This window comes from Methylorubrum thiocyanatum (assembly GCA_014138645.1).
GTDB classification, from domain to species: domain Bacteria; phylum Pseudomonadota; class Alphaproteobacteria; order Rhizobiales; family Beijerinckiaceae; genus Methylobacterium; species Methylobacterium thiocyanatum.
Genome location: JACJIB010000006.1, coordinates 245,366 through 261,254 on the forward strand (window position 1 = coordinate 245,366; position 15,889 = coordinate 261,254).

Here is a 15,889-nt window from a genome sequence, read left to right on the forward strand (position 1 = left end):
TTCAGTCGGTCACAGCAGGCCGGTCTCGACGGCGACGCGGCGATAGGCGGCGCCGGCGGTGAAGCCGCCGTCGATCACGAAATCCTCCCCGGTGATGAAGCTCGCCTCGTCGCTCACCAGGAAGCGGACGAGGCGGGCGACCTCGTCGGGCTCGCCCGGCCGGCCCATCGGCGTCAGGCCGATCATCGGGGCGAGATGCGGCGAGCCGGCGTTCAGGCCGGTCACGACGAGCCCGGGGCAGACGGCGTTGACGCGGATGCGATCACCCGCGAGTTCCATCGCAGCGGTCTTGGTGAGCCCGCGGAGGCCCCATTTGCTGGCGGTGTAGGCGGGATCGGCATGGCCCGAGAAGGCCGCGTTCGAGGCGATGTTGACGATGCTGCCGCCGGCCCTGCGCATCGCGGGCGCGACCGCGCGGATGCCGAGGAAGGCGCCGGTGAGATTGACCGCGAGCACCCGGTTCCAGGCGGCGAGGTCGGTCGCCGCCATGCCGGTGCGGTTGATGATGCCGGCATTGTTGACGAGGATGTCGAGACGGGAGCGCCAGTCGAGGGCGCCCGCGACGAGCCTGTCCCACTCCTCCGCCCGGGTGATGTCGGCGGCTTGGAAGCGTGCCTCCAGGCCCTCGGCGCGCAGCTCCGCGGCATAGGCTTCGCCCTGCTCGGCCAGCACGTCGCAGATCGTGACAGCGACGCCGGACTGCGCCAGGAGGCGGGCCTGCGCCGCGCCCTGGCCGCGGCTGCCGCCGGTGACGATGGCGGCCTTGTCCCTGAGGTCGGCGAACGCGCTCATCTCACGCCCCCTGGACCACGGCCTGGCGCTGCTCGCCGAGCCCGTCGATGCCGAGCCGCATGGTCTGGCCGGCCCGCAGGAAGACCGGCGGCTTCTGGCCGAGGCCGACGCCCGGCGGCGTTCCGGTGGCGATGACGTCGCCGGGATGGAGCGTCATGAACCCGCTGATGTAGCTGACGAGCTCGGCGACCCCGAAGATCATCCGCGCGGTGGTCCCGGTCTGGCGGCGGACCCCGTCCACGTCGAGCCAGAGTCCGAGCGTCTGCGGATCGGGCACCTCGTCCCGCGTCACCAGCCAGGGGCCGAGCGGGCCGAAGGTGTCGGCGCTCTTGCCCTTGGTCCATTGCCCGCCGCGCTCGGACTGGAAGGCGCGCTCGGACACGTCGTTGACCACGCAGTAGCCGGCGACGAAATCCAGCGCCTCGGCCCGTGCGACGTGCTTGGCGCGGCGACCGATCACCACGCCGAGCTCGACCTCCCAATCGGTCTTCTCGGAATTGCGCGGAATCTCGACCGCGTCGTCGGGGCCGCAGACCGCGCTGGTGGCCTTCATGAACAGCACCGGCTCGTCCGGCGCGGGCTTGCCGGTCTCCGCGGCGTGGTCGGCGTAGTTCAGGCCGACGCAGACGAACTTTCCGATCGCGCCGACGCAAGGACCGATCCGGGGCGTGCCGCGCACGAGGGGCAGGCTCTCGGGATCGAGGGCGCGCAGGCGGGCGAGGCTCGCGTCGGACAGGAATGGGCCGGCGATGTCGGCCACGTGGTCCCGCAGGTCGCGGATGCCGCCCTCGGCATCGAGGAGGCCGGGGCGCTCGGCGCCGGGCTCTCCGTATCGCAGCAGCTTCATGCCGTGTCTCCGAGGTAACGTGTCAGTAGAAGGCGGGGCTTTGAGCGAGCGTCGGCCACAGGACGGGATCGTGCCCCGGCACCACGCGGGCCTGCGCCCGCGCGGCGACCGCGCGCAGCTTGGCGACGGAGCGCACCGCCTCGGTCACCGAGGTGACGGCGCCCGGCAGCGCCCGGTCCTCCCAATGGTCCATCGTGTCGGCGGCATCGATCGCCAGCAGCGTGGCGCCCCGAGCCGTGCGCACGAGGAAGGATTGGTGCCCAACCGTGTGGCCGGGGGAGCGGAGGCAGGTGATCGCCCCGTCGCCGTACAGATCGAAGAAGTCGCCCCACGCCTCGTCGAGCAGGCACCAGTCGAGACCGGGCCGGTCGAAATCGGCCCGGACGAAGGCGGCGGCGCAGAACCAGTCGGGCGCCAGCGCGTAATCGAGCGCGGCGCGCTGCACGACGTGCCGGGCGTTCGGAAACACGCCGATCGCGCCCGTATGGTCGAGGTGCAGGTGCGACAGCAGCACGGTGCGCACGTCAGCCGGGTCGAAGCCCGCTGCTCTGACCTGCGCGGCACAGTCCTGCCCCGGCGCGACGCGGGGTTCGAACACCTGCGCGACCGGTCCCCAATGCCCGTGCGGATCGGTGGCGCAGATCGCGGGAAAGCCGCCATCGATCACCACGTGCCCGCGCGGATGCGCGACGAGATACCAGGGCACCGGGATCTCGAACGGCTCGCCGAGACCCTGGTTCATGTAGATGTCCTGACGGCGGCAGCCGAGGCTGCCGGTCTGGAAGAAATGGAGTTGGATGTCCGACATCGTTCCTCCCGCCGTCCCGCCCCGCGGCTTTTGCTTCAAACTTCAAATTTATCCCATTCAGGCGATCGAACAGCGGCCTGTCAAGATAAATTTCAAGCTTCAAGCTTGTGCAGCCATGGGCGCCGACATAGCTTGAGCCCGGCCGCGGACAGGTGCCGCGCCGGGAGGCAAGACTGATGAGCGAGACATCCGAGGCGGCCCTGCCGCTCCTGCGCACCCTGACCCTGCCGTCGGATGCCAACCTCAACGGCGGCGTGTTCGGCGGCTGGATCATGGCCGAACTCGACAAGGCCGCCGGGCTCCTCGGGATGCGGCGCTCGCAAGGGCCCTGCACCACGGTCGCGGTGGAGAACCTGCGCTTCGTCGCGGCGCTCAAGGTCGGCGAGGAATTCTCGGTTTTCGGGCAGGTCGAGGCGGTCGGCCGCAGCTCGATGCGGCTGCGGCTCGAAGGCTTCGCCGCCGCGCCCGCGGGGGGAGAGCGGCGGCGCGTCGTGGAGGCGCTGTTCGTCTCGGTGGCGCTCGATGACGCGGGGCGGCCGCGGCCGGTGCCGTGAGCGGCGTCAGGGCGCTGCCCTGACACCCCGCCAAAGGGCTCGCCCTTTCCGGAACCCGTTACGCGCGGGTTCGGCGGCGGGGCTCGACCCCGGCTTGCGCCGAGCGCTTGAGCCGGGCGAGGCCGTCCGTCAGCGCCGCGATCTCACCGTCCGAGAGGCCGGCGAACAGCTCTTCGATCCAGGCATTGTGCGCCTCCGCCATGGTGCGGAAGGCGGCGCGGCCCGCATGCGTGAGGCGGATGATCTGGACCCGCCGGTCCGTCGGCGAGGGCTGGCGGGTGATGTAGCCGCTGGCCAGGAGCTTCTCGACCACCGCCGTCACGTTGCCGGCCGAGACCATCAGGAGCTTCGACGCCTCGCCGAGCACCAGCCCGTCCTCGGCCTTGTCGAGCTGGGCGAGCAGGTCGAAGCGCGGCAGCGTGAAATCGAACTGCTCGCGCAGGCGCGAGCGGATCTCGTTCTCGATCAGCGTGGTGCAGGTGAGAAGGCGCAGCCACGCGCGGACCGCCGTGCGCTTATCCCGCCCTTCGGCCTCCACCGGCAGACCGCCTTCCCCCGTCTCACCCAATGCCACGATCCCGGCCCTGCCCGCGCCCCCGCGGTCATCAGCCCGATTTCGCGGCACAACGCAAACGCGGGCCGCCGCGCCGGCCCTCACGATGCGTCCTGCGCAGCCGGCAACCGCAGCTCGGCCCGGGTCTTCGGACGTCCACGCAGCTTGAGGTCTTCGAAATCGGCCCGCTCGCGGACCGAATTGCGGAAGATCTGGTCCTTGCCCGGCGCGTATTGCGGCGGGCAGTGGATCCCGTCCGCCCCGTACCAGGCGGCCGCCCGCAGGGTGAAGCCGGGATCGGCGAGGTGCGGGCGCCCGAGCGCCACGATGTCGGCTCGCCCCGCCGCCAGGATCGTGTTGATCTGGTCCGGCGTCGTGATGTTGCCCACGCACATCGTCGCGGTGCCCGCCTCGTTGCGGATGCGCTCAGCGAAGGGCGTCTGGAACATCCGCCCGTAGAGCGGGCGCGCGGCGCTCACGGTCTGGCCGGTGGAGACATCGACGAGATCGACCCCCGCCTCGCGGAACGCGCCCGCGATCGCCACCGAATCCTCCGGCGTCAGGCCGCCCTCGGCCCAGTCGGTCGCCGAGACGCGCACCGACATCGGTTTGTGCGGGGGCCAGGCCGCCCGCATCGCCGCGAAGACTTCGAGGGGGAAGCGCAGGCGGTTCTCGAGGCTGCCGCCGTACGCATCGGTGCGCCGGTTGGTGAGCGGCGAGAGGAAGCTCGCCAGCAGGTAGCCGTGGGCGCAGTGCAGTTCCAGCATGTCGAAGCCCGCCCGCGCGGCGCGCTCGGTGGCGGCGACGAAGTCGGCGGTCACCGCCGCCATGTCGGCGCGGTCCATCGCCCGCGGCACGGTGCTGTCGGGATAGTACGGAAGGGGCGAGGCCGACATCACCTCCCAGCCGCCCTCCGCGAGCGGCCGGTCGATGCCCTCCCACATCAGCTTGGTCGCGCCCTTGCGCCCGGCATGGCCGAGCTGCAGGCAGAACTTCGTGCCGGAATTGGCGTGCACGAAATCCACGATGCGGGTCCAGGCCATCTCCTGCGCGTCGGTGTAGAGACCGGCGCAGCCCGGCGTGATGCGGGCGTCGCGCGAGACGCAGGTCATCTCGGTGAACATCAGGCCGGGGCCGCCGATCGCCCGCGCGCCGTAATGGACGAGATGCCAGTCGCCGGGCACGCCCTCCTGCGCCGAGTACATGCACATCGGCGACATCGCGACCCGGTTCGGGACCACCATCTCGCGTAAACGCAGCGGCTGGAACATCGGCGCGGCGGGCCGGTCGAGGGAGACGTCGAAGCCGGCCCGGCGCACGCCCTCGGCGAAGACGCGGTCCATCCGGGCGACGAAGTCCGGGGCGCGCAGGCGCAGGTTGTCGTAGGTGATCGCCTTGGCGCGGGTCATCGCCCCGAAGGCGAACTGCACCGGCTCGAAATCGAGGTAGCGGGCCACGTGCTCGAACCAGACGAGGGAGACGTCGGCCGCGTGCTGGGTCTTCTCGACTTCCTCGCGCCGGCCGCGCTCGAACTGGGCGAGTGCCGCCGGAACCTCGGCCTCGGTCACCAGCGCCTCGTAGAGCGCGATGGCGTCCTCCATGGCGAGCTTGGTGCCCGAGCCGATCGAGAAATGGGCGGTGGCCTTGGCGTCCCCCAGCAGCACCCGGTTGCCGCGCACCCAGCGGGCATTGCGGATCATCGGGAATTGCCGCCAGATCGAGCGGTTGGTGAGCACCGGATGATCGCCGAGGAAGTCGGCGAAGATCCGCTTCATCAGGGCGGCCGAGCCCGCCTCGTCGAGCTGCGCGAGTCCCGCGCGCTCGAAGGTGTCGGGATCGGTCTCGAACACCCAGGTCGAGCGGTCGCGCTCGTACTGGTAGGCGTGGGCGATGAAAGGCCCCCATTCCGTTTCCCGGAACAGGAAGGTGAAGGCGTCGAGCGGCCGGGTCGAGCCCATCCAGGCGAAGCGGTTCGGCCGCAGATCCACCGTCGTGCCGAAATGCTCCGCGTGGCGCTGGCGGTAGGCGCTGTTGATCCCGTCGGCCACCACGACGAGGTCGTGGTCGTCGAACGCCTCCGCGTCGGCCTCGGTCTGGAACACCATCGCGACGCCGAGCGAGCGGGCACGCTCCTGCAGGATGGTGAGCAGGGTCGAGCGGGCGCAGCCGCAGAAGCCGTTGCCGCCGATGCGGTGGACCTCGCCCTTCACGTGGATGGCGATGTCGTCCCAATAGGCGAATTCCTGGGTGATGCGGGCGTAGCTCTCGGCGTCGTAGCGCTCGAAGATGTCGAGGGTGGCATCGGAGAACACCACGCCGAATCCGAAGGTGTCGTCGGGGCGGTTGCGCTCGTAGACGGTGATGACCGCGTCCGGGAAGCGCTTCTTGACCAGGATCGCGAGGTACAGGCCCGCGGGGCCGGCCCCGACCACCGCGATGCGCAGGGCGGCGCGCGCGTCCCTGCCGGCGATCCCGTCGGTGAACTCCCCCATCGCACCCTCCGAAGCCGTCCGCGCGCCGATCGGCCCGCAATATGCTTCACGCTTAAAACATCTTGCGGAAACCGGCAAGATGTTTTAAGCCTAAATCATTCCGGCGAACAAAGGCGTCCGCCCGGAACCGAACGTGAGGGCCTCATCGTGGATGCAATGTCCAAGCCCGCCGCCGAGCCCGTCGACACCTTCGCCCGCGACTCGCTGCCCGCGCGCGACGCTTGGCCCGACCTGATCTTCGCGCTCCCGGAGCTGCGCTATCCGCGCCGCCTGAACTGCGTGACACCGCTCCTGGACCGCTGGATCGCGGAGGGGCGCGGCCACGCCCTCTGCCTGATCGGCGAGCACGAATCGCTGACCTACCGGCAGCTCTTCGAGCGGGTGAACCGCATCGCCAACGTGCTGGTGAACCAGCTCGGGCTCAAGCCCGGCAACCGGGTTCTGCTGCGCTCGGGCAACACGCCGATGATGGTGGCCGCCTATCTCGCGGTGCTGAAGGCGGGGGGCGTCGTGGTGGCGACCATGCCGCTGCTGCGGGCGCGGGAGATCGCCTACCCGCTCAACAAGGCGCAGATCCGCCTCGCGCTATGCGACCACCGCCTCGCCGAGGAGATGGAGGGCGCCCGCGCCCACGCGCCGGACCTGGAGCGGGTGGTGTACTGGGGCGGCGGGCCGGATCCGCTCGAAGCGCTGATGGCGCGGGAAAGCCCAGTCTTCACCGCCGCCGATACCGCCGCCGACGATGTCTGCCTCATCGCCTTCACCTCCGGCACCACCGGCGAGCCGAAGGGGGCGATGCACTTCCACCGCGACCTGCTGGCGATCTGCGACACCTATGCCCGCCACGTGGTCCGGGCCGGGCCGGAAGACCGCTTCATCGGCTCGGCTCCCTTCGCCTTCACCTTCGGGCTCGCGATCATCCTGTTCCCGATGCGCGTCGGCGGCTCCGCGGTGGTGCTGGAACGGGCCGGTCCCGAGGATCTCGCACTGGCGATCGGGCGTGAGCGCGCCACGGTCTGCTTCACCGCGCCGACCGCCTATCGGGCCATGCTGGCCAAGCTCGCCGGTTTCGATCTCTCGTCGCTGCGCCGCTGCATCTCGGCGGGCGAGTCCCTCAGCCGCGCCACCTTCGAGGCCTGGAAGGCGGCGACCGGCTTGACCCTGCTCGACGGCATCGGCGGCACCGAGATGCTGCACATCTACCTCGCCTCGCCGGAGGAGGAGGTGCGCCCCGGCGCCACCGGCCGGCCGGTGCCTGGCTACGAGGCGCGGGTGGTGGACGAGCACGGCCACGAGCTGCCGCCCGGCACGATCGGACGTCTCGCCGTGCGCGGCCCGACCGGCTGCCGCTACCTCGCCGATCCGCGCCAAGCCAAGTACGTGATCGACGGCTGGAACTATCCCGGCGACAGCTACCTCATGGATGAGGACGGCTACTTCTGGTATCAGGCGCGCTGCGACGACATGATCGTCGCCTCCGGCTACAACATCTCCGGGCCGGAGGTGGAGGCCGCGCTGCTGCGCCATCCGGCCGTGCTCGAATGCGGCGTCGTCGGCGCCCCCGATCCCGCCCGCGGCACCATCGTCAAGGCCTATGTCGTCGCCGACCCCGGTCTGCGGGCGGATGCCGGCCTCGCCAAGGCGCTGCAGGATTTCGTGAAGGCCGAGATCGCCCCCTACAAGTATCCGCGCGCCATCGCGTTCGTCGCGGACCTGCCGAAGACGGCCTCGGGCAAGATCCAACGCTTCGAACTGCGGCTGCGCGCCGTCGCCGAAGCCGAGCGGGACGCGGCGGAGGCGGAAGAGGCGTCGGTCGCCTCGGCCGTGGCGGTATCGGCGTGAACGCCCCGGCGCAGGCATCCTCACGCGCGGCCCCGCCCGTCCGGGTGGATCAGGCCGGCCTGTTCGGGGCGCCGGTGCGCGTGCGCTTCTCGCACTGCGATCCGGCCGGGATCGTCTACTTCCCGCGCTGGTTCGACCTCCTGAACGGCGTGGTGGAGGACTGGTTCGGGCAGGCGCTCGGCCTCGATTATCGCGGCTTCCACCAGACCCGCGGCATCGGTCTCGGCTATGCCCGCGCGGAGGCCGACTTCCTGCGGCCCGGCTTCTGGGACGACCGCCTCGACGTCTTCGTTCGGGTCGTGCGGGTCGGGGGCGCCGCGCTCGACCTCGGCCTCACAGGCTTTCGCGGCGATGAGCCGGTGCTTGCCGCCCGCCTCGTCATCGTCACCACCGACCTCAGCCAACGCTGCGCCATCCCGCTGCCTGAAGACCTGCGAGCGGCGGCGGAGCGCTACCGCGACGCCTGCCACCAAGACCCGATCGGGGAGACCTGACCCTTGAGCACGATGACCGAAGCCCTCCGTCCCGGCGCCGAGGTGCTGCAACCCGCCGGCTGGCCGGTGCCCCGCGGCTACGCCAACGGCATGGCCGCCAGCGGCCGCCTCGTGGTCACCGGCGGCGTCGTCGGCTGGGATGCGCAGGAACACTTCCCCGAGGGCCTCGTCGCGCAGGTGCATCAGGCGCTGCGCAACATCCGGGCGATCCTGGCCGAGGCCGGCGCCGAGCCGCACCACCTCGTGCGGCTGACATGGTACGTCACCGACATGGACGCCTACCTCGACGCCCGGCGCGACCTCGGCGGCATCTACCGCGACGTGTTCGGCCCGCATTTCCCGGCCATGGCGCTCGTGCAGGTGGTGCGTCTGGTCGAGCCGTCGGCGCTGGTCGAGATCGAGGCGACCGCGGTGGTCCCGGCATGAAAATCGGCATGAAACCCGGCATGAGCCCCGGAGCCGGACGATGACGCCCGCCGAGCGCGACCGGCTGGACCGCGAATACAACGCCCGCGCCAGCGTCCCGAGCTTCGAGGCCGAGTACGCGCGCTACGTCGCGGCGAGCACGCGGGCGGTGTCGAGCCTGGAGCGGGTGGCGGACCTCGCCTACGATCCGGCCTCGGGCCAGACCCTCGACCTCTATCCCGCCGGCCGCGGCAGCCCGCTCTTCCTCTGGATCCACGGCGGCTACTGGCGCGCCCTGTCGAAGGACGACAACGCCTTCCCGGCGCTCGGCCTCGTGCCGAACGGCGTCTCGGTGGCGGTGATGAATTACGGGCTCGCCCCGGCGATCCACCTCGACGAGATCGTGCGCCAGACCCGCGCGGCGCTCGCGTGGCTCCACGCCAATGCCGGCCGCTACGGGCTCGACGCTCGCCGCCTCCATATCGGCGGCTCCTCGGCCGGCGGTCATCTCGGCGGCATGCTGCTGGCCGAGGGCTGGCACGCCGGCTTCGATCTTCCCGAAGACGCGGTGGCCACCGCGCTGCTGCTGTCCGGCCTGATGGATCTGGAACCCCTGCGCCACACCCACATCAACGGCTGGATGGGGCTCGACGCGGCCGCCGCCCGCCGCAACAGCCCGCTCCACCTGATCCCCCGGCGATCGGAGAGCCTGCTCCTGTCCTCCGTCGGCGGCCTGGAGAGCGACGCCTTCAAGGCGCAGACCTCCGCCTTCACGGACGCCTGGACCGGCGCCGGGCACGCCGCGCGCCGGATCGCCATGCCCGGCTACAACCATTTCGACATCGCTCTCAGCCTGAGCGAGGTGGGCGGGACGCTCGCGCGCGCGGTGGCCGCCGCCTGCTGACGCCGCGGCGCGTCTCGGTTCCTGTTTCTCAGTCAACGAAGCACCCGGCCCGCCCTGCGGACCGGGTTTTCGCGTCATGCGGTCCTTTCTTGAAGTCGTGATGCGAGCAAACCCTGCCTACACCGCAAGCAACCTGCTCAATATCTTGCATCCGCACAGGTCATCGTGCGGCGCGCGATCGACGCAACCGCGCGGATGCGTCGAAAATCACGACAATATTGGTGTTTTCCTCACATTGCTGCGCAATGCGGATAGTCGGAACGCGTTCAGGATAGCTCTGCTGGCCGGCTCGCATGACATTTCCTGCACGGATTCCGCACGCCCCGCACGGGGCGTCCATGGAGAGGGGTGTCGGAGCATGGTCACGCAACGCAACGTCTGTGTCATCGGCTCGGGAATCAGCGGGCTCGCCGCCGCCAAGGCGTTCCGCGAGCGCGGCCACCGCGTGACGGTGATCGAGCGTGGACCGGATCTCGGCGGCGTCTGGGAGCCGTCGCGCTCCTACCCGGACGTGAAGACCCAGACGCCGCGGGACATCTACGCCTTCAGCGAGATGCCGATGCCGAAGGACTACCCGGAATGGCCCGCGGGCGCCCAGGTCTTCGCCTATCTGCGCAGCTACGCCGAGCGCTTCGGCCTTTTGCCGCTGATCCGGTTCGGCCGCTCGGTCACTGCCCTCACGAAGCGCGCGGGCCAGGGCTGGGAGGTGACCACGGCGGGCGCCGACGGGGCGGCGAGCGTCGAAACCTACGATTTCGTCGCGATCTGCACCGGCCAGTTCAGCCAGAAGAACAAGCCCGTCCATCCCGGGGCCGAGGCGTTCCACGCGGCGGGCGGCGCGATCCTGCATTCCAGCGAGCACACCGACGCCGAATCGGTGCGCGGCAAGCGCGTGGTGGTGCTGGGCTACTCGAAATCGGCGACCGATGTCGCCGTCAGCGCGGTCAAGCACGGCGCGCGGGCGGTCACCCTCGTCTATCTCGAACCGACCTGGAAGATCCCGTACTTCTTCGGCGGCCTGATCAACTTCAAGAACATCCTCTACTGCCGCGTGGCGGAATCGATGTTCCTGCCCTTCAATGCCGGCCCGGTGCGGCGTGCGGTGCAGGCGCTGGCCACGCCGCTGATCTGGGCGAACTGGCGCGCGCTGGAGACGCTGCTGAAGACGCAGTTCAAGCTCAAGAAGAACGGCTTGAAGCCCAAGACCCGGATCGAGGACGACATCCACTGCAACCTCGCGGTCGAGACGCCGGGCTTCTACAAGATGGTGACCGAGGGCAAGATCACCGCGATCCAGGGCACGATCGCCTCCTACGAGGGGACGGACGCCCTGCTCACCGGCGGCGAGCGCATCCCCGCCGACCTCGTGGTGATGGCCACCGGCTGGCGCCAGGAGATCCCGATCCTGAACGACCAAGACCGCGCCAAGCTCGTCGACACGGACGGCCAGTACAAGCTCTACCGGATGATCGTGAACCCGGATCTGCCCGATCTCGGCTTCGTCGGCTTCAATTCCAGCTTCGCCACCAACCTCTCCGCCGAACTCGGAGCGAACTGGCTGGTGCGCTACATGGACGGCCAGCTCGCCCGCCAGCCGAACCGGGCGCAGATGGAGGCCGGCATCGCCCGCTCCCTGGCATGGCGGCGGGGCGAACGGCCGGCCGCGCAAAATTACGGCGGTCTCTGCATTGCGCCGTACCACAACCACCATTTCAGCGGACTCCTGGGCGATATCGGCGTGCCGACCCGCGAGGCGAACCCGCTCACCGCCCTGTTCCTGCCGCTGCGCCCGCCGATCTACGCCAAGCTTCTGGCCAAGGCGCCCGCCTACCAGGCGGTGGCGGCCGCCAAATCCGCTGGCCAGCGGGCCGTCGAGGCCTCGCGCGCCGCCTGATGCCGGGGCGAGGCCCATTCCCGCCCCATCCTCGTCTTCGACCGAGGGCCCGCAAGGGTCCTCCGGCCGATCCGGCTCAGCGATGACGGTTGCGCAGGGTCTGGGACGGCGCCTCGCCGAAGCGCTCGCGATAGGCCGCCGCGGCTCGGCCGAGATGGTTGAGCCCGACGGAGAGCGCGAGATCGCCGACCGTCGCCTCGGCATCGGAGGCGAGGATCAGGGCGCGCCAGCGGTCGAGTCGCTGGGCCAGGATGAAGTCCGAGATCGTGCTCTCGCGGAACTGCCGGAAGCCCTCCTGCAGCGAGCGCATGCTGCTGCCGGCCTTCTCGGCGAGGTGCGGCAGGGTCAGGGCGCTGTCGAGATGGGCACGGATATACTCCTCCGCCCGGCGGACATGGCCGGGAGCTACGGAGACACGCTGCGGCCGGAAAAGGGCGTCGCGCTCCTCCCCGAGTTCCAGCATGTGGCCGACGAGCAGCGTGACCAGCCCGGAGGCCAATTCGCGGTCCGCGGCATCGAAGGCCGGACCGCTTGGCTCCCGGCTTTCCGCGAGATGCATGAGGAGCTTGGCCTGCGACAGGATCGCCGCGCCGCGGGGCAGCCGCAGATCGATGGCCGGGTCGTAGCCGAAGGGCCGTGGAATCCGGTCGAGGATGCGGACGAGGTGCTCCTCCAAGAGTTCGCGCGGCACGCGGACGATGAGCTTCTCGCAGCCCGCCTCCCACACCATCCGAGTCGGCCGCGTCGGCGAGAGGAGGGTCGCCCGGTCGAGGTCGGCGAGGGTCGTGTACGGACCGTTCTCGACGAGCGCCGAGCCCGCGAGCGGGATCTGGAGCAGGAAGAACCGGTCGAGATGACCGGGATCGATTTCGACCCGGGCGCCGTAGGCGACGTAGTTGATGGTCAGGTTGCCGAACGCCGCGGTGTGATGGCGGGCATCGAACAGGGCAGCCGCGTCGGCACCGACCGGCACCAGCCGGTGCGGGCAGAAGATCTGCCCGATCCGTTCGCGTGCCGCATCCGGGTCGCGGGTCTCGACCAGGGCGTACCGGGTCAAGGGGCGGCCCGTCTCCGGCGGCTTGATCGGAGGATCGTCGCTCATGGTCCTTTCAGTCGTCCAGGCCCATGACCGGATGGTGCCTGTGGCACCGAAGTCTACACAAGGGCTCTTGTGCAAGAAGGATCTCTTTCTCGCGCGATGTGGATAGAGGTTACGTCAATCGGATAGCCGGCACAAACTCAAGATTAGAGTATTTATCCGAACGATCGCCGCACAACAACAAGTCATTCTGTTCAAAAACTCAGCATGGAGAGCAGATCATGAGCGAAATCGGACCGCTTCCGGCAGGCATTACCAGAGCTGGCGAAGGCGTCGATGGGACGGTGTGGAACGTTCTCGGTCATACCTATTGGTTCAAGGCGAACTGCGACAGCGCCTTCTCCTTCGAGACGCTCGACCCGCCCGGAACCTTCGTGCCGCCGCACATCCATCCGACCCAGGACGAGTTCATCTACGTGCTGGAGGGGGTCTTCGACCTTTATCTCGACGGGCAGTGGCTCCAGGCGAAGGCCGGCGACCTCGTCTGCATGCCCAAGGGCAAGCCGCACGGCTATTACAACCGCACCGACAAGCCCAATCGGGCGATCTTCTGGGTCAGCCCGGCGCGGAAGCTGAAGGAGCTGTTCGACCTCCTGCACGATCTTCAGGATCCGGAAGAAGTCGTGCGCCGCTCCGCGACCTGCGAGGTCGATTTCCTGCCGCCGGGCTCCGTGCCGGGCGCCTGACGGCGCCTCAAACCCATCACGAGATCACGAGCCGAACAACGCGCGGGCCGGCGGAGGGCCCGCGCACATCAGACGACATGTGCTCACAGCAAGGGGGTCGATCATGGCGAGAAAAACAGATGCGACACGGCGGACGATCCGCGGCATCCTTCGGCGATATCTGAGCGGACGGGTGCGGCGGCGCGCGGCGGGGGCCTCAACAACGCTGGCGGCTCTCCTCGGCGCCGCGGAACCGGCCCGGGCCTACGACCTGCCGAACTTGAACCTCGGCTTCACCAGCTTCCTCGACGGCGCGCCGCCCTCCGGCCCCGGCTGGTATCCGACCCAGTATCTTCAGGTCTATTCGGCGGGACGCCTGACCGACAACCGCGGTCGCAGCCTCGGCCTGCCGCGCCAGGACGTCAGCGTGCTGGCGAGCCTGACGCAGCTCCTCTACGTCTCGCCGGTGAAGGTCGGACCGGGCGCGCTCGGCCTCGACATCATCCTCCCGGCGATCCCCTATTCCAGCACCGATGACGGCCTCAACGGGGCCGCCCTGAAGGCCCAGCAGGGCTTCGGCGACCTCCTGATCGGGCCTTTCATCCAGTTCGATCCGATCATGGGCGAGAAGGGACCGGTCTTCCTCGGCCGCTTCGAGGCGCAGATGATCCTGCCCACCGGCCGCTACGACCCCACCGCGGCGGTCACTCCGGGCTCGAACTACTTCTCGTTCAACCCCTACGTCGCCGGCACCCTGTTCCTGACGCCGGACTGGACCGTCTCCGCGCGCTTCCATTACCTCTGGAACGCGAGCAACGACCGCCCGAATGTCGGCTTCGGCCCGACCGTGTTCTCGACCCAGGCCGGCCAAGCCCTGCATGCCAACTTCGCCAGCGAGTACAGCGTGACGAAGGAGCTGAAGCTCGGCGTCAACGGCTACTGGCTGCAGCAGATCAGCGATACGCTCGCCAACGGCGTCGCGGTTCCGGGCCGGCGCGAGCGCGTCTTCGCCCTCGGCCCGGGCGCGCTCTGGGCCCTGAACAAGGACAACTTCCTGTTCTTCAACGCCTATTACGAGTTCGGCGCTCAAAATCGTCCGGAGGGCCAGCGCTACACCATGCGCTGGGTTGGCCACTTCAACTGAATGATTGCGACGCCGCGAAGCATCCGATCCACCGGTCGGATGCTTCGCGTTCTTCCAAGGAGACGCCATGTCCGAGTTCGCCCCCCGCCTGTCGCTCTACGGACTGACGCCGGACCGTCTGATTCAGGCCGCTCTCCTCGCGACGCGCCTCGGCGCCGTCATCGATCAGGCCGTGGCGTCAAATGTCGAAGCATCAGGGCGCATGCCGAATGTCGGCCCGATCTTCGAACGTCACGGCGCGGAGATCACAACGCGCCTTCGGACGCATTTCGGGATGCTTCTGTCAGGCAAGGTCGACGCGGCCTACGCTCAGCGATCCGCCGAACTGGCCCAGTGGGAAGCGGAACGCGGCCTCGACGCGCGCGCCCGTGCGATCGCGGCCAATACCCTCCTGTGCGCCTGCCTCACGTCTCTGGCGCGGCGCAGTCCCGTCGGCTCTCGTGCCGTCGCCGAGCAGGGCGTTCTGGTCGCGCAACTCCTCGCCTTCGATCTCGCCTCGACCATCACCGCGCATCACGAGGCGGCGCAGGCACGCGCGCGGCTCCGCTACGAGAGCCTGACGCGGGATCTCGCCGTCTTCGGAAGCAGCATGGACGGCGTCAGCGCCACGGTCCAAGAGACGGCGTCGGCGCTTTCGGATTTCTCGACCGGCCTGAGGGCCACGGCGGGAACGACCGAGACCGCCACCGAAACGGTCGCCCACGCCCTCGAAGCCGCGGCCTCGACGGTCGGTGTCGCCGCCGAGGCTGCCGATCGCATCGCCACCTCGAACCGGGAGATCGGCGTCATCAGCGAACGCGGATCCGCCGCGGCCACAGAAACCCTCGATCAGATCGCGAAGGCGGACCGGTCGATGGATAGCCTGCGGAAAGCGCTGTCCGAGATTTCGACGATCAGCACCCTGATCGGCGGCATCGCGCGACAGACCAACCTGCTCGCCCTCAACGCCACGATCGAGGCGGCGCGCGCCGGCGAGGCGGGCCGTGGCTTCGCGATCGTTGCCGCCGAGGTCAAGTCGCTGGCGGACGAGACCGCGGCGGCCACCACCCGGATCGAGCGCCTCATCGGCGATGTCGATCACGCGGCGCAATCCACCGGCGGCGAACTCGCCGGGATCCGCGGCACGATGAACGTTCTGGATGACATTTCGCAAGGGCTCGCCGCGGCGGTGCGCCAGCAGACGCAGGACGCGCAGCAGATCGCGGACGCCGTCCTCGGCGCTTCGACCGCCACGCGGCGTGCGCATCACGAGGCCGAGAGCATCGCGACCTCGGCCGCGCGCGGCGTCAGCATGGCCGACGATCTCACGCTCTGGACGGGAAAGCTCAAAGCCACGGCCGACGCGCTGCGCGAGAACGTGGATGCCTTTGCGCAGAACCTGAGACGCGCTTAAAAT

General features: G+C 69.5%; 15 protein-coding genes. 9 read left to right on the forward strand and 6 right to left on the reverse strand.

The window, feature by feature from the left end; all coding sequences use genetic code 11:
• Window positions 1-9 precede the first annotated feature (9 nt).
• Genes HNR51_RS17830 through attM form a run of 3 tightly spaced genes read right to left on the reverse strand, consistent with a single transcriptional unit; the run spans window position 10 to window position 2,447 of the window.
• Window positions 10-792: an SDR family NAD(P)-dependent oxidoreductase gene (locus HNR51_RS17830; RefSeq protein WP_182555821.1), complete on the reverse strand. Its 783-nt coding sequence runs from the start codon at window positions 790-792 to the stop codon at window positions 10-12.
• A gap of 1 nt (window position 793) precedes the next feature.
• A complete protein-coding gene (locus HNR51_RS17835) occupies window positions 794-1,639 on the reverse strand; it encodes a fumarylacetoacetate hydrolase family protein (protein WP_182555822.1) in 846 nt (281 codons plus the stop codon).
• A 22-nt stretch (window positions 1,640-1,661) separates the two neighbouring features.
• Window positions 1,662-2,447 carry an AttM family quorum-quenching N-acyl homoserine lactonase gene (gene attM / locus HNR51_RS17840; RefSeq protein WP_182555823.1) on the reverse strand — a complete coding sequence of 262 codons (786 nt, stop codon included), beginning with the start codon at window positions 2,445-2,447 and terminating at the stop codon, window positions 1,662-1,664.
• A 176-nt stretch (window positions 2,448-2,623) separates the two neighbouring features.
• On the opposite strand from attM, the gene HNR51_RS17845 reads away from it, so the two are divergent.
• The gene (locus tag HNR51_RS17845; RefSeq protein WP_239681592.1) at window positions 2,624-3,001 is read left to right on the forward strand and encodes an acyl-CoA thioesterase; all 378 of its coding nucleotides are present in this window, start codon (window positions 2,624-2,626) and stop codon (window positions 2,999-3,001) included.
• 58 nt (window positions 3,002-3,059) lie between these two features.
• Here the strand turns inward: HNR51_RS17845 and HNR51_RS17850 are convergent, their stop codons facing one another.
• Together HNR51_RS17850 and HNR51_RS17855 are read right to left on the reverse strand one after the other, a co-directional pair.
• Window positions 3,060-3,569: a MarR family winged helix-turn-helix transcriptional regulator gene (locus tag HNR51_RS17850; RefSeq protein ID WP_373325221.1), complete on the reverse strand. Its 510-nt coding sequence runs from the start codon at window positions 3,567-3,569 to the stop codon at window positions 3,060-3,062.
• An 86-nt stretch (window positions 3,570-3,655) separates the two neighbouring features.
• Complete coding sequence (locus HNR51_RS17855) at window positions 3,656-6,046, reverse strand: bifunctional salicylyl-CoA 5-hydroxylase/oxidoreductase (protein ID WP_373325220.1); 2,391 nt, start codon at window positions 6,044-6,046, stop codon at window positions 3,656-3,658.
• A gap of 156 nt (window positions 6,047-6,202) precedes the next feature.
• On the opposite strand from HNR51_RS17855, the gene HNR51_RS17860 reads away from it, so the two are divergent.
• The 5 genes from HNR51_RS17860 (at window position 6,203) to HNR51_RS17880 (ending at window position 11,585) form a co-directional block, all read left to right on the forward strand.
• Window positions 6,203-7,888, forward strand: a complete 1,686-nt coding sequence (locus tag HNR51_RS17860; protein ID WP_182555824.1) for a benzoate-CoA ligase family protein — start codon at window positions 6,203-6,205, stop codon at window positions 7,886-7,888.
• Window positions 7,885-8,382, forward strand: coding sequence for an acyl-CoA thioesterase (locus tag HNR51_RS17865; protein ID WP_182555825.1), 498 nt, complete (start codon window positions 7,885-7,887; stop codon window positions 8,380-8,382). The genes HNR51_RS17860 and HNR51_RS17865 overlap by 4 nt, the downstream gene beginning before the upstream one ends.
• Before the next feature lie 12 nt (window positions 8,383-8,394).
• Window positions 8,395-8,808 (forward strand): RidA family protein, encoded by a 414-nt coding sequence (locus HNR51_RS17870; protein ID WP_182555826.1) that lies wholly within the window; start codon window positions 8,395-8,397, stop codon window positions 8,806-8,808.
• Window positions 8,809-8,848: 40 nt separating this feature from the next.
• Entirely contained in the window at window positions 8,849-9,691 is an 843-nt protein-coding gene (locus HNR51_RS17875; RefSeq protein WP_182555827.1) for an alpha/beta hydrolase, read from the forward strand.
• A gap of 358 nt (window positions 9,692-10,049) precedes the next feature.
• The gene (locus HNR51_RS17880) at window positions 10,050-11,585 is read left to right on the forward strand and encodes a flavin-containing monooxygenase (RefSeq protein WP_182555828.1); all 1,536 of its coding nucleotides are present in this window, start codon (window positions 10,050-10,052) and stop codon (window positions 11,583-11,585) included.
• 76 nt (window positions 11,586-11,661) lie between these two features.
• Here the strand turns inward: HNR51_RS17880 and HNR51_RS17885 are convergent, their stop codons facing one another.
• Window positions 11,662-12,687, reverse strand: a complete 1,026-nt coding sequence (locus HNR51_RS17885) for an AraC family transcriptional regulator (protein WP_182555829.1) — start codon at window positions 12,685-12,687, stop codon at window positions 11,662-11,664.
• Window positions 12,688-12,914: 227 nt separating this feature from the next.
• Here HNR51_RS17885 and HNR51_RS17890 point away from each other — a divergent pair, with 227 nt between their 5' ends.
• The 3 genes from HNR51_RS17890 to HNR51_RS17900 all read left to right on the forward strand — a co-directional run bounded on the left by HNR51_RS17890 (window position 12,915) and on the right by HNR51_RS17900 (window position 15,886).
• The gene (locus HNR51_RS17890) at window positions 12,915-13,370 is read left to right on the forward strand and encodes a cupin domain-containing protein (protein WP_373325222.1); all 456 of its coding nucleotides are present in this window, start codon (window positions 12,915-12,917) and stop codon (window positions 13,368-13,370) included.
• Window positions 13,371-13,473: 103 nt separating this feature from the next.
• A complete protein-coding gene (locus tag HNR51_RS17895; RefSeq protein WP_182555830.1) occupies window positions 13,474-14,493 on the forward strand; it encodes a SphA family protein in 1,020 nt (339 codons plus the stop codon).
• A gap of 67 nt (window positions 14,494-14,560) precedes the next feature.
• Complete coding sequence (locus HNR51_RS17900; RefSeq protein ID WP_182555831.1) at window positions 14,561-15,886, forward strand: methyl-accepting chemotaxis protein; 1,326 nt, start codon at window positions 14,561-14,563, stop codon at window positions 15,884-15,886.
• Window positions 15,887-15,889 lie beyond the last annotated feature (3 nt).